Raw genomic sequence first — 13821 nt, 5'->3', positions numbered from 1 at the left:
TTGAATCCACTCTACAAAAAATTGTACCCTTTATGATTAAACGGCTAAACGTTCATTATCTGACGTACAACCACTGAATTTAATGCGTTTACGTATTCAAATTGTGATGTTTTCATCGTTTATTAAGCTTGTTGAATTTGTTTGATTTACTAGGAATGTCCCGGTCTGACTGCTGGGATCAAAGGTATAATGATTTATCTCAATGAATTAGAACTGGAATAGTGAACCAGAAAGCTAAACCACGTCACCAATAAATTACATTATTACGGTTTTAAAGGAAATCTTGAAATTACGGATCAAGTTACTGTCATGACATTGCAGCGGACCTGCGGATCTAAATAAAAATGGTGTCCGCACTTATTACCTTATCCTAACTTCTTAGCTAATCTCAGTTATTTAAGCATAGAGTTTAAGTAAAGATCCACCAGCTGAGCTGGTGGCTTTTTATTTAGCCCTAAAAGGGCTCTCCCCCGACGCAAAAAGCCCCTTTAAGGGGCCCAACAAAACACTACCAACCGCTACTGCTCATGATTTTTATTTGTTCTTACTTCTTAAACGGATCAATGTATTCTTTTTTACTAATACTATCTTTGATTCGATCTTCCAGTTCTTGATCGCGTATATATTTGGCTATTGTCTTTTGGTTGAGTCCTACTGTACTCACATAAAATCCTCGCGCCCAAAAACTACGGTTGCCATAATTATATTTTAAATTGGCATGTCGCTCATGAATTATAACTGCACTTCTTCCCTTTAAATAACCCATAAAACTAGAAACACTAATTTTAGGTGGTATTTTCACCAACATGTGGATATGATCTGGCATCGCATGGGCTTCAATAATTTCCACTTCTTTTAATTCGCACAACCTTCTTAAGATTCGTCCAATGTCTTGCCGTAATTCTCCATAAATTACTTTTCGACGATATTTAGGTGTAAAAATAATGTGATACTTACAATTCCATCTTGTATGTGCTAGGCTATTAGTATCTTGTTTCAAGATTAGAAAAACTCCCTTTCGATAACAGTGTTGGTTGGTAGCCAAAAACTATTATATCGAAAGGGAGTTTTTAACGCTAAAGCTATTTCTGACCCCCACAAGTAAAACTTGTGGTTTATTTTCACCTTATATAAACAAAAACTAGTATCCAAAAAGTCATTAATTTTTGGATACTAGTTAGAAAAATATGAAACAAAAATTTGATAAAGTTAGTTAGCGATTACTGAATAAACGACGTATAAAAATTGAAGCAGTTTTTGCAACTGAAACCAAATGTTCGATATTGAACGCCAACAAGATCGCTATTTAGCAAGGTTCAAAAATAGATTGGAACAATACTTATTTGTGTAAATATTTTTAAAAAATTCACTAGCACCAAGCATATAGCATTACCCAAAATAGATATAAGTTGATTTATCTCTAATAGATATAGTGAGATCAATATCTTAAAAACATGACAGTGATAAAAATAAGTTAGTCTAATCATAAAACTGTGAATTTTTAGATATTCTTATTATTAATAAAATTAACGGAACCTGAACTATCAACATAAATATCCACACCAAAGGCCAAGGATTGATCGGATTACTTTTTGCAACTATTGGAGCAAAATCAATAAAAAAATGAATAATAATTGGAACAATTAAATTATTAAATACTATTCGAACATAAGACAAAAAAATTCCTAATGTTAATGCCATTATGGCCTGCTGTATTGTAGCTATATAGCTTTGACCCATTGATAAATTTACAAAGTGTATTAAAGCAAAGAAAAAACTACTGAACAAAGCTGACCATAAAAGACAGTAAATTCTTTTATTAGTTAGTCTATTAAATATATTAAACAACAATCCTCTAAAGTATAATTCCTCAAAAATAGCCGCTGTTAAAGAAAGATTAAATATTATAACAATTTTTTTGATATTATAGCTTATAACTATGCCGAAATGTCGATAAGCTCCATAAAAATAAAAAATAAATAAAGTATATAATATTGCAACTATATAATTAAATATAGTACTATGCCCCTTAATTTCAAAATTTGAAATTAAATGACCGTATTTTTTATTACGTAAAATATTAACTATAACTAAAGACAATATAATAACTACCACAAATCTTTCAGTAGAGTATAACATCGATTCACGGTTTAATCCATGTGCTAATATATGACCAGATATAAAATATCCTAAAATAATTGCCAAACCATCTATAACTTCATTTTTTAATTTCATGTTTGCTCCAATTCAATCACAATTAACGAACCAAAAAATAAATTAATACCTGTGACCTAATTTCAATCACAGGTATTATCAAAACAATTTTATATTATAACAATATTAATACCAATGAATCTTAGCATGTCCTTTAATATGAAGAAAATGTTTTCCACCTAAAGTATTATTCAATTCAATATCATCGATACATTTAAAATTACTAATATTAGTTTTAGTCAAATTCTCATTCTTCATTTTACAATTTTCTCCTTTTATAGTTATCCCCATACAGCCCAAATATTTCCATGAAAACTAAAGCCATGTCCCCGCTTCTTTTTTTTACCGCCATTTACAACAATTAACTGTTCATCGCTTAAACTGTTCAATCTCATTAATTCTTTCATTATTAAACACCCTTTCTAAAAAAATAAATTTAAAACAACAAGTCAATGTTTCCAGACAATTCATTTGAACCAACAACAAAATGTAGAAAATGCTTTTTATCATTGCTTTTCCAGCAAATTGTTCTTTTTTTAGATCTTCCACCAGAAAAATAGTTCAAATTATTATCAGATATAACTTCAAAGTTCATTCCAACGCGTCACTTCCTTCCTAATCTAACTCATCTAATCTAAATCAAAAGTTCAAATGATTTCATTGTTAGATATATTTTTAATTTCAAGAAATAATAAGAAATCGAATAATCATTCTTGAAACAAGATTAATTTAACTTTAAGCTTTTGATGATTCAAGCTATAAATAAAAGACATTCAGTATCTATGTACTAAAGACTTATTTTCATTTCGAAAATTAACACTAATTAAAATACCAATAATCTCAATAATCTAATGAGTAAAAATATTCGCTACAAAATTGTATACAAGGAGTTCATCTTTTGCTAAAAAATACTATACGTTCTTATTTATAAATTTAATAATGATTTCATGTCTATAATTCTGAGACCGCTTAAAAACATTTATTAACAGATAAAATATATGTATTCCTCTTTTGAAATTCAATCAAATAATCAATTTACATTCTATAATACGTGTGGAGCTAGTTAATTTTTCTGCAAGCATATACAACAATAAGCATTGTTCCAATCTACTTTTGAATCCTGCTAAACAGCGAGCACGGTTATGTTCAATATCAAACATTTGATTCTATTGAGTAAAGACTGTCTCAATTTTTTATACGTCATTTATTCAGTAAACTTAATAAACGATAAAAACTGGTTAATTAGTAATTCCAATTTGAACCTTAAAAGGAAGTAATTGTATATCAGATAGTTTAACTAAATGAATATTACGTTGATTTTTGAATAGTAAAGAGGTACGAATTTTTTATAGAGTGGGGTTAAAATATTAATCAAATTTTAAATTGAAGATTGCACACTAGGAGATTCTTAGTTTAACTTAAAGTTAAGTAACATGGCTATCACTTTCTTGTTAGAGGTAACTTAGAATGTAGCTTAGTCAGGCTTTTTACTTCAACCAATTTTTAACTAGCACCACGCGTTAAATAACTAATAATTCTAAACAAGCTTATAGTAAAAGAACTATAGACATCACTTAATCAAAAAACATTAAAATTATTAAAATTTCATTCAAATCATTAACATTATTTATGAACCTGCTATAAATTGTCGTATAATGTACAATAATGTAAAATTGATTAGGAGAATCAAATGACAATAGGGGAAAAGATTAAATCAAACCGACAAAAAATGAACTTAACCCAAGAACAACTGGGACAAAAAATAATGGTTTCGAGGAAAACTGTTTCTGGTTGGGAAAATAATCGCAGTATTCCGGACATTAATACTTTAATTGATCTAAGTAATTTGTTTGATCTTTCCTTAGATTATTTAATTAAAGATGATGCCGTGATTTTAGATCACTATGAAAAACAAGAGAAAACTGCTAACCATAACCACTATATGGAAAGCTTTTTATATGTATTGTTGATTCCGTTATTATGTTTAAACTACTTACATTTATTTGGTCAGTTACAGCAGATTAAGTTTGTACCTTTGTTAACATTAATCGTCTTAATTATGTATTTATGTTTCTTCACTGATTGGCAAAGATTCCAAACAAAAAAGAAACTAGTTTGGTTACTAATTTCTTTTGCTGGATCTTTAATAGTTAACATTGCTCTTTTGATTAATAACCCTTACATCACAAACATATTATCAAGCGATTCCAATGCAACGCAAACTCTAGGAACATCCATTAGTATGCTAATAATAATTATTATAAACACATTTTTATTAGCAACACTTCTAACCCTATATCCACTTTGGATTAAAAATAAATCCGATTATTTGTCAAAAAAATACAATAGTGCTAGTTAAATTTAAATACTAGTTAATTATCCACTAGCTGAGCTGGTGGCTTTTTTATTTAGCCCTAAAAGGGCTCTCACCCGACGCAAAAAGTCCCTTTAAAGCCCCAGTCAACACACTACCAACTGCTACTACTCGTGATTTTTATTTGTTCTTACTTTTTAAGTAGTATTTTCACTAACATGTGAATATAATCTGGCGTCGCATGTGCTTCAATAATTTCCAATTCTTTTAATTCACACAAACGCCTTAAGATTAAGACAAATGTCTGGCCGTAATTCTCCATAGATTACTTTTCGACGATATTTAGGTTAAAAATAATGTGATACTTACAATTCCATCTTGTATGTGCTAGGCTATTAATATCTTGTTTCAAGATTAGAAAAACTCCCTTTCGATAACAGTATTGGTTGGTAGCCAAAAACTATTATATCGAAAGGGAGTTTTTAACGCTAAAGCTATTTCTGACCCCCACAAGGGTTTATTTTCAACTTATATAAATTAAAAACGCCAATAAAAAATTCATCAGCGTTAATTATTAAATAGTATTAATTAGTAAAAGATTTAAATAATGGCTTAAATCCTACCCATAAATCATGCCACATATTTTTCTTTCCCCCAATAACACTATTTAATTCATTATTACTTAAATTTTTAAACTCATTTACATTTTTCATTTAATTTTCCCCCTTACATCCTTTAACATAACGTGAACTTGACCCTGGTTTCAAGCTGAATATCTAAGACATCAACAATTTTTACTTCTAGCTTACATCTGATCCATTGTCCGATTTAACAGCTCGTCAACAAAGACATTACCGGCATTATCCGCGTGTCCTTTTGTCCATACAAATTTAATTTGAGGAAACTGAGGTAATAAGGCGGCAATTTGCTGCCACAACTCGACATTTAAGACCGTTTCGCCGGATGCTTTTTTCCAGCCACGGCGTTGCCACCCCGCTAACCACTTTTGATTAATAGCATTTAAAACATATTTAGAATCCATCACAACTGCAATTTTTAACCTATTGAATTGTAAATCCACTAAGCGCTGCAAGCCCATTTGCAGCGCGGTTAGTTCCATTTGATTATTGGTTGCCCCTAAACAACCCTGAGTGCCAGAAAATTCTTTTCCTGCACTTTGAATTAAGTACGCCCACGCGGCTTTATCGCTAGCTTTGACATGACCACCTAAGACATTGCCCGTATTACGCGTGCCACCATCAGTATACATTGTCACTTGCGCCGTCCAGTTTGGCGCTTTTTTAGTAGCAGTGGCAGTGGCCGTCTGCGCAACCATAAATGTTTGGGCTTGTTTTAAAGTAGGAAAACTTTTGAAAATTGCCCCTTTGAAACCTTGAACTTGTTTTTGGCAATCGGACCAATTGTGATAAATTCCCGGCTTTCGACCCTTTTTAACTGCATAATATTTTGGCATAATTTCTCCTTGAACCTAGAATTACTAGTTTAGAACCTGTATCATATTTAATAGTTAACTTTAGCTAGTAAGAGGCACTTTCTCCATGAAACTTTGGCATTCTTCCAAGCATCAGACCGCAACTATTCCCATCTGTAAATTAGACGAACGAGTTTCCGTTGATTCGAGCACTGAACAAATCCCCACTTTTTATCTTCATGGCTTTCGTGGTGGTAATTATACCACGGAAAAAATGGTCGGTTCGGCGCAAAAAATGACTGGTTCACCCGTTTTTTTGCGTGCCACGGTGGATTGGCAGAGTAAGATCCATTATTCTGGTTACTGGTCCACCGCCAAATATCCAATTGTCCAATTAATTTTTAAAGATCGCTGGATCCCGTCTAGCACGATGGAACGTTGGTTTAATCAAATCTTAAGCGACTTATACCAACGTTATCACTTTCAACAGTATAATGCCATTGGACATTCGCTGGGTTCCGTGGCCTTAGTTTCCTATCTAATTAAAACTTACAATCGTCCCTTACCCAATATCAATCGCTTGGCACTGATTGCCGGTCCGTTTGACGGTTTAGTCGCGTTTGGTGATTTACCTAATATTAACCCTTTAGCAGTTTCCGGCAAACCCGCTTTTATGACGCCCAAATACTTATGGATGTATTTGAATCGTTTTAAGTTTCCTAAAACAGCACGGGTTTTAAATATTTATGGTAACATCAATGACGCGTCCAACACAGACAAGTATGTGTCCGTGAGTTCTGCGCGCTCCATTAAATACCTTTTACAAAATCACGTCCAGGAGTTTCAAGAATACAGTGCCTTAGGCGTGAGTGGCGAACATTCGCAAATGCATGATGACGAAGACGTGCTCAACAAGATTAATAATTTTATTTATCCCGAATTTACTACAACTAAGGAGGATTAATTTGCCACAAGTTAATAACTTACACCCCATAATCACCGCCCATTATCAACTGGATTTTCTCAGTTACTTATCTGGTCAAGAACTACAAAAATTTTTGGCCGTGGACTTACCCGAGTCCGCACACATCATTAATCACGCTATGCAACAGACGATGGCTAATCAAGCCGTCATCTGGGGCGTTACAGCCAAACAATCAGCCACCATTTTAGGACTGATCACGTTAAGTCATTTTGCAACCACGCCACTAACTTTAGATTTAAACTTTAAGCAAGCTGTGCCTGAAGAAATTTTGACACGCTTAAAACAGTTAATTCACGTGCAATTTTCCAACCAGGCGGTCCAAGTCGCCGTCATCCAAGAATGCGACACAAGTTCAACAATTTTTTAATCATTAAACCTTTTTGAGGAGTAGGTTCATGCGTATCTTTTTTTTAATTTTGAGTTTAATTTTATTACTTAACACGATTGCCGCCATTATTACCGTGTTTCACCGGCGGCGTAGTATTCCCACCACTTTAGCGTGGTTGATTGTCTTAATTTTATTACCTGTCATTGGCTTTTTAATTTTTGCTTTCTTTGGCCGCGGGATTGCCCAAGAAAACCTCTTTGCCATTAGTAATGCCGAACATATTGGGCTTGATCGATTGAAGCAGATGGTCAACCAGAGTAGCGAGCAAAAGCGCCCGTTAACCCCCAGCGATACGACTTTACTTGCCCAACGTCAAATCGATTACTTTAATCATAATGATGATGTTCCTGTGACAATCCATAATGATCCCCAGATTTTTACCGATGGTCACGCCAAATTCGCCGCGTTAGAACAGGATTTGCGTAATGCCCAAGAAACCATTCATTTAGAATACTATTCTTTTTTTAATGATGAGTTAGGGCGCCAAGTCTTAGATATTCTGACTCAAAAAGCTCAAGCTGGCGTTGAAGTACGCGTGATTTACGATCGCTGGGGGTCTCCCGGGGCCAACAAAAAGTTCTTTCAACCACTAGTTGCCGCTGGGGGGCAAGTCATGCCCTTTATCACTTCACAAAATGCCATCGCTAAGTACCGTTTAAACTACCATTTGCACCGCAAAATCGTTGTCATTGATGGGCGCATTGGTTGGACGGGCGGCTTTAATATTGGCAATCAATATCTTGGCCTCAAACCCAAGTTTGGTTATTGGCGCGATACTCATGTGCGTATTTACGGTTATGCCGCGTTATCTTTACAAGAACGCTTTGTTTTAGACTGGAACGCTTCCGTCGATCGCCACCACGAAAAGATTTTATTTCAGGAAAAATATTTTCCCACGCAAATCAAACAGCCCCAGCACATTACCCCGATTCAAATCGTTTCTGATGGTCCCGACAGTAATTTTGACACGCTCAAGGGTGGGTTCATGAGTTTAGTCATGAGTGCCAAAGAAAGCATTTTAATCCAAACGCCCTACTTAATTCCGGATGAACCAATGATTGACGCCCTCTTAGTGGCCGCACGCTCCGGTATTAAAATTAAAATCATCATCCCCGACAAACCAGATCATCCCTTTATTTTTCGGGCTACACAATTTTATGCCAATTTATTAAGCGAGCACAACATTGAAGTTTATAATTATAATAATGGTTTTATGCATGCCAAAACGGCTGTTTTTGACAATCAACTCAGTGCTATTGGTTCGATGAACCAAGACTACCGCAGCTATAGCCTCAACTTTGAAGCAGACGCCTTCTTTTACGATACTCAGGTCAGCCAACAGCTAACGGAGATCTTTCAAGAAGATTTAAAACACAGCACCTTGTTGACGCCAGAAATCATTCAGCAGCAGTCTTACTGGCTTCGCTTTAAACAACTTTTCTCACGCTTACTGTCACCAATTTTGTAAAAAATTATGTATTACAAAAAACCTTGTTTTCCAGAAAATCATCTAGAAACAAGGTTTTTTTATTATATTTAATTTTTGTCCGCAAACTACCTACATGTGGGCAATTTCGACTTCGATATTCTGTGGTAAAACTGCTTTTAACTCTTGCTGTAATTGGGCGACCGACTGTTTAAACGTCATTTGAATATTTTGCCGATTAGCCACGGTAAAAATCGAAATTACTTGCACGGGGGCATTAGGCAATTCTACCGGAATCAGTGTTACATGAGTCAATTTTTGATAACTCAGTGAATTAGAAAAAAAACCGCTGGTCACTAAGCGCTTTTGCGCCATACCGCCAGTACCTTGCATTAAGGTCACTGTTAAAAAGGCAGCCACCATTACCACGTACCACCACGAATCTTCCGGCATAGATAGAACCCAGACTCCAAAAATCACCGCAATAATTAAACTGGAAATTTTATATTTAGCATGTACCACAATCTGAGATTGCCAATACAAATTATTTAGTAGCATCGCTACAAAAAAGATATCAATTAAGATTAGTAGCCAATCGTTTAGCATAATGTCCCCCAATTAGTTAATTTGTGAAAGCAAATAAGCTGGAACTACAAAAATTTTTCGTCAATTTACACGAACATTTTTTCTGATGGTACTCCATTTGTCCCAATCTCAATGAATTGCTTCTAAACTTAAATATGATAACATTTAAGTGAGAACTCGCAAACCAAAAGTTCGCAAAAATCTGGATTTTTGTACCAGATCATTAACATGTAACAACAGTGGTTTTAATATTAAAGGAGGTTCCTTATGAAAATTCCTACCCGCACCACTTATGATGGCTTAATTTTACCACAGATTGGCTTTGGAACTTACAAATTAAATGGCGCAACAGGCGTCAATGCCATTACCAGTGCCTTAAATGCCGGCTATCGGCTCTTAGATACAGCTTTTAATTACGAAAATGAAGGCGCTGTCGGTCAAGCCATTAAGCAAAGCGGCTTGCAACGCTCGCAAATTATTGTTTCTTCTAAATTACCCGGGCGACACCACCGCTACCAAGAAGCACTTCAAACGATTCAAGAATCGCTTTATCGTGCCGGTTTAGACTACTATGACCTGTACTTAATTCATTGGCCTAATCCTAAAGAAGACCTCTATGTCGAAGCTTGGCAAGCCTTAATTACAGCTCAGCAAATGGGTTTAATCAAAACAATTGGCGTGTCTAACTTTTTACCAGAGCATATTGACCGTTTAATTGCCGAAACTAACGTCAAACCAGCAGTTAATCAAATTGAATTGCATCCTTATTTCTCTGAAGCCACATTACGGCACTACGATGATCAACATCAAATCATCACTTGGGCTTGGAGTCCGATCGGCCGTGCTAGTTCTATGTTATCCGACCCCATTATTCAAGGTATTGCGCAAGATTTAGGAAAAAGTGTCGCGCAAGTGATTTTACGCTGGGAAATTCAACTCGGCGTCTTGCCGATTCCAAAAGCTACACATTTTAGTCGGCAGCAGGAAAATTTGCAGGTCTTTGATTTTGAATTAACTCCTGCACAAATGCAGACCATTACTAATTTAGACCGACCTGATGGGCGACTCAAGAATCAGGATCCCGCTGAATATGAAGAATTTTAATAATTAAAATTAAAAAAAGGTCCAAAGTTACTGTCAAATTATCGCAATGTTTGACCAGTAATTTTGGACTTTTTTGCTGTCTGACTACCGGCCGTGCTGATTTTTAATCAAACACGCTATCACTAATCCGAATAAACTAATTGCGAAAAATACCCCAAAGACCAAATGAAATTGTCGTTGTTGCCGCAGAACTAACGTCGCACCATTGGCGGGTAACGCCAATAAAAGTGTGGCTAACGTGACGCCAAAAGAGCCTAAGATTTGTCGTGCGGTGGTAATAACCGCCGTACCATGCGCAATATATTTTTGAGGCAACACATCGGCTCCCAAGGTCACCGCTGGCATCATTACAAAGGCATTGCCACCTTCAATCAGCGCTGCCAAAATCATTAACCAACCTAAATTTAACCGTTGCTGCAACACAAATAATAGTAACCAACCGCCAGTAATCATACTCATTCCTAATAACAACGTTCCTTTAAAGCCCCAATGATCCGCTAATTTTCCGGTTAAAGGGTTCAAGAGACTTAACAACACCGCTCCTGGAACTAACGCCATTCCAGAAGTAAAGGCCGTTAAATGCAAGATGTTTTGGTAATACAACGGAAAAATAATCGTTACCACGATTAAGGCAATATAAGAAATCCCCGTTAATAATACTGCCCAATCAAAATTAATTTGTTTCAAGACCCGCAATTCTAGCATGGGGTGCAAGCTAGTCAATTGTCGCCAAATAAAAAGCGCTAAGCCCAGACTACTCAAAATTAAAATCACACTTAAACTAAAGGTCCACTGCTTACTTTGCCCCCACTGAGTTAAAACATATAAAAAACCAATAAAATTCACGGTTGAAAGAGCAGAGATGAAATCCAGTTTTGTCGGTTGTAAAACTAAGGGGCTCGTGATCGTAACTAAAGAGAGGACTAAGACCACCGTAATAATAAAGGCAAAAAAAATGAAGACCGCTTGCCAAGTAAAAAAGCGTAACACAATCCCCGAAATAATCGGTCCAATGGCTAATGCTGATCCCATAACTAAGCCCGCGGTCCCCATCACGCTGCCACGCCGCTTAGATGGTGTAATTTTTAAGAGCACCGTTTGATAGGCAGGGAATAAAACACCCACAGCCATCGCTTCCAGAATGCGTCCGAATAGCATTAAACCAAACGTTGGCGCCCAGATAATGATCATGGTGCCCACATCAAAAATGGCTAATAAGTTTATAAATAATTTTTTAAAAGCTACATTAGCCAACAACCACGGACTCACTGGAATCATCACCGTCATCACCAACATAAAACCGGTAGTCAACCATTGAATAGTGGTTGCCGGAACCGCAAAATAATGCATTAAAGTCGGATACGCTGTTGACAAGGAAGACTGACTGATGGACATCGTAAAAGTTCCTGCTAATAACGTGGCCACAAACCACCAATGCGCACTTTTGGATAAATGGATTGAATCAGCCATTGACATCGCTTCTTTCAAACAAACAAATTAAAACAGTTTTATTAGTTAAACGCCCGCAAATCCTTGATAATTAAGGCAACTACTTGCCACAAAATTCTCGCTAGTTACTAACCTCGACTTATTTCCCCCCTCATTATTAAACCCTTTTCAGAAAATAGCAAAGAAAATGTTTTTTAAGTTCACCTAATTTAAGGTTTAATTTTGGCGAAAGTAGGAGTATCATTGTTTTTTGGAAAAACATGAGGAGGAATTCTTTTGGTTGAAAATACAAAGAAAAAACACCATTTAATTGAATATGCCAATGGTCCTTCCTTGGAGGAAATCAACAGTACCGTTGAAGTTCCCCATGGCAAAGGCTTTTGGCGCACATTATTTGCCTATTCTGGTCCTGGAGCCTTAGTTGCTGTCGGTTATATGGATCCCGGTAATTGGTCCACATCTATTACTGGTGGTCAGAATTTCCAATATTTATTAATGTCCATCATCTTAATTTCAAGTTTAATTGCCATGCTTTTACAATACATGGCCGCTAAACTTGGCATTGTGACGCAAATGGACTTAGCGCAAGCAATTCGCGCTCGGACAAGTAAATCGCTTGGTGTCATTCTCTGGATTTTAACGGAGTTAGCGATTATGGCGACGGATATTGCGGAAGTTATTGGGGCCGCGATTGCTTTATATCTCCTGTTTAATATTCCGTTAGTCATCGCCGTTTTCATTACCGTCCTAGACGTTTTAGTCTTATTGTTATTGACTAAAATTGGTTTTCGAAAAATTGAAGCGATTGTTGTGGCCTTAATTTTAGTGATCTTGGTCATCTTCGTTTATCAAGTAGCTTTATCTGATCCCAATTGGGGTGGCGTTTTGAAGGGATTAGTTCCTTCAGCTCAAGCCTTTTCTTCACATCCTGTTGTTAATGGCATGAGTCCGTTACAAGGTGCTTTAGGAATTATTGGGGCGACAGTTATGCCACATAATTTGTATTTGCATTCTTCAATTTCGCAAACACGGAAAATTGATCACAACAATCCCGACGAAGTCGCTGATGCTGTGAAATTCTCTGCTTGGGATTCTAACATTCAATTAACCTTTGCCTTCTTTGTTAATGCGTTGTTATTAATTACTGGTGTCGCAGTCTTCAAGACTGGCGCTGTCAAAGATCCATCATTCTTTGGTTTATATCAAGCTTTATCCGATACTTCCAAATTAAGTAACGGCATTTTAATCTCCATTGCCAAAACAGGCGTTTTATCTACCTTATTCGCGGTCGCTTTGTTAGCTTCTGGTCAAAATTCGACCATCACTGGTACTTTAACTGGTCAGGTTATCATGGAAGGTTTCGTGCACATGAAGATGCCACTGTGGTTACGGCGTTTAGTAACCCGGGTGATTTCCGTGATTCCGGTCCTCTTCTGCGTCTTGATGACTAGTGGTCAAAGCCCCATTAAACAGCACGCCGCGTTAAACGACTTAATGAATAATTCACAGGTCTTCTTAGCCTTTGCCTTACCATTCTCCATGCTACCGTTATTAATGTTTACCGATAGTAAGGTAGAAATGGGAACCCGGTTCAAAAACTCACTTTGGGTCAAAGTGTTAGGTTGGATTTCGGTTATTGGTTTAACTTTCTTGAACTTGAAAGGTTTACCAGATTCCATTGCCGGTTTCTACGGTGATAATCCAACAGCCGCGCAATTAACCCAAGCCAACGTGATTGCTTGGATCTTAATTGTCCTAGTTTTAGCTTTATTAGTTTGGACGATTGTGGAATTATACAGAGGCAATAAACGCTTTGAAGAATCCCAATTAGCTAAACAATAAAAAAGTTAAGTATTTGAAATATGACTTTAATTAAAAGAAGTGTTCGCATTGATTGTGAACACTTCTTTTTTAGTTCCAACTG

General features: G+C 36.1%; 14 protein-coding genes and 1 pseudogene. 6 read left to right on the top strand and 9 right to left on the bottom strand.

What is annotated here, in order from left to right; all coding sequences use genetic code 11:
• Nucleotides 1-544: 544 nt before the first annotated feature.
• The 4 genes from tnpA (AC3B6Y_RS04795) to AC3B6Y_RS04780 all read right to left on the bottom strand — a co-directional run bounded on the left by tnpA (AC3B6Y_RS04795) (nucleotide 545) and on the right by AC3B6Y_RS04780 (nucleotide 2809).
• On the bottom strand, nucleotides 545-1000 hold the full coding sequence (gene tnpA / locus AC3B6Y_RS04795) for an IS200/IS605 family transposase (RefSeq protein ID WP_489790540.1): 456 nt from the start codon (nucleotides 998-1000) through the stop codon (nucleotides 545-547).
• A 479-nt stretch (nucleotides 1001-1479) separates the two neighbouring features.
• Nucleotides 1480-2235 carry a CPBP family intramembrane glutamic endopeptidase gene (locus tag AC3B6Y_RS04790; protein ID WP_489790538.1) on the bottom strand — a complete coding sequence of 252 codons (756 nt, stop codon included), beginning with the start codon at nucleotides 2233-2235 and terminating at the stop codon, nucleotides 1480-1482.
• A gap of 260 nt (nucleotides 2236-2495) precedes the next feature.
• Nucleotides 2496-2621: a hypothetical protein gene (locus AC3B6Y_RS04785; protein ID WP_489790537.1), complete on the bottom strand. Its 126-nt coding sequence runs from the start codon at nucleotides 2619-2621 to the stop codon at nucleotides 2496-2498.
• Nucleotides 2622-2650: 29 nt separating this feature from the next.
• Nucleotides 2651-2809 carry a hypothetical protein gene (locus AC3B6Y_RS04780; RefSeq protein WP_489790535.1) on the bottom strand — a complete coding sequence of 53 codons (159 nt, stop codon included), beginning with the start codon at nucleotides 2807-2809 and terminating at the stop codon, nucleotides 2651-2653.
• Between the two features lie 1095 nt (nucleotides 2810-3904).
• On the opposite strand from AC3B6Y_RS04780, the gene AC3B6Y_RS04775 reads away from it, so the two are divergent.
• Nucleotides 3905-4573 carry a helix-turn-helix domain-containing protein gene (locus tag AC3B6Y_RS04775; protein WP_489790533.1) on the top strand — a complete coding sequence of 223 codons (669 nt, stop codon included), beginning with the start codon at nucleotides 3905-3907 and terminating at the stop codon, nucleotides 4571-4573.
• 160 nt (nucleotides 4574-4733) lie between these two features.
• Here AC3B6Y_RS04775 and tnpA (AC3B6Y_RS04770) read toward each other — a convergent pair.
• The 3 genes and pseudogenes from tnpA (AC3B6Y_RS04770) to AC3B6Y_RS04760 form a co-directional block, all read right to left on the bottom strand.
• A pseudogene (tnpA, locus tag AC3B6Y_RS04770) lies at nucleotides 4734-4940 on the bottom strand (IS200/IS605 family transposase); the annotation flags it as partial.
• A gap of 172 nt (nucleotides 4941-5112) precedes the next feature.
• Nucleotides 5113-5241, bottom strand: a complete 129-nt coding sequence (locus tag AC3B6Y_RS04765; RefSeq protein WP_489774685.1) for a bacteriocin — start codon at nucleotides 5239-5241, stop codon at nucleotides 5113-5115.
• A 92-nt stretch (nucleotides 5242-5333) separates the two neighbouring features.
• Nucleotides 5334-6002 (bottom strand): ribonuclease H family protein, encoded by a 669-nt coding sequence (locus tag AC3B6Y_RS04760; protein WP_489790532.1) that lies wholly within the window; start codon nucleotides 6000-6002, stop codon nucleotides 5334-5336.
• An 85-nt stretch (nucleotides 6003-6087) separates the two neighbouring features.
• On the opposite strand from AC3B6Y_RS04760, the gene AC3B6Y_RS04755 reads away from it, so the two are divergent.
• The 3 genes from AC3B6Y_RS04755 to cls are packed head-to-tail and all read left to right on the top strand — an operon-like array spanning nucleotide 6088 to nucleotide 8801.
• Nucleotides 6088-6924, top strand: coding sequence for an alpha/beta hydrolase (locus AC3B6Y_RS04755; protein ID WP_489774684.1), 837 nt, complete (start codon nucleotides 6088-6090; stop codon nucleotides 6922-6924).
• A 1-nt stretch (nucleotide 6925) separates the two neighbouring features.
• Nucleotides 6926-7312: a hypothetical protein gene (locus tag AC3B6Y_RS04750; RefSeq protein ID WP_489790530.1), complete on the top strand. Its 387-nt coding sequence runs from the start codon at nucleotides 6926-6928 to the stop codon at nucleotides 7310-7312.
• Nucleotides 7313-7340: 28 nt separating this feature from the next.
• Nucleotides 7341-8801 carry a cardiolipin synthase gene (gene cls, locus AC3B6Y_RS04745; protein WP_489790529.1) on the top strand — a complete coding sequence of 487 codons (1461 nt, stop codon included), beginning with the start codon at nucleotides 7341-7343 and terminating at the stop codon, nucleotides 8799-8801.
• A gap of 90 nt (nucleotides 8802-8891) precedes the next feature.
• On the opposite strand, the gene AC3B6Y_RS04740 is transcribed toward cls, so the two are convergent.
• Entirely contained in the window at nucleotides 8892-9365 is a 474-nt protein-coding gene (locus AC3B6Y_RS04740; protein ID WP_489756984.1) for a hypothetical protein, read from the bottom strand.
• Nucleotides 9366-9611: 246 nt separating this feature from the next.
• Between AC3B6Y_RS04740 and AC3B6Y_RS04735 the strand changes: the two genes are divergently transcribed.
• Nucleotides 9612-10448 (top strand): aldo/keto reductase, encoded by an 837-nt coding sequence (locus tag AC3B6Y_RS04735; RefSeq protein WP_489756983.1) that lies wholly within the window; start codon nucleotides 9612-9614, stop codon nucleotides 10446-10448.
• An 84-nt stretch (nucleotides 10449-10532) separates the two neighbouring features.
• Here AC3B6Y_RS04735 and AC3B6Y_RS04730 read toward each other — a convergent pair whose 3' ends face one another.
• The gene (locus tag AC3B6Y_RS04730; protein WP_489790527.1) at nucleotides 10533-11918 is read right to left on the bottom strand and encodes an MFS transporter; all 1386 of its coding nucleotides are present in this window, start codon (nucleotides 11916-11918) and stop codon (nucleotides 10533-10535) included.
• A 255-nt stretch (nucleotides 11919-12173) separates the two neighbouring features.
• Between AC3B6Y_RS04730 and AC3B6Y_RS04725 the strand changes: the two genes are divergently transcribed.
• Complete coding sequence (locus AC3B6Y_RS04725) at nucleotides 12174-13739, top strand: Nramp family divalent metal transporter (protein ID WP_489756981.1); 1566 nt, start codon at nucleotides 12174-12176, stop codon at nucleotides 13737-13739.
• The last annotated feature ends 82 nt before the right edge of the window (nucleotides 13740-13821 follow it).

It is taken from the genome of Bombilactobacillus sp. ESL1092, from assembly GCF_058107465.1.
The sequence above is the reverse complement of the archived record's forward strand: the minus strand, read 5'-3'. Positions and strand labels throughout refer to the sequence as shown.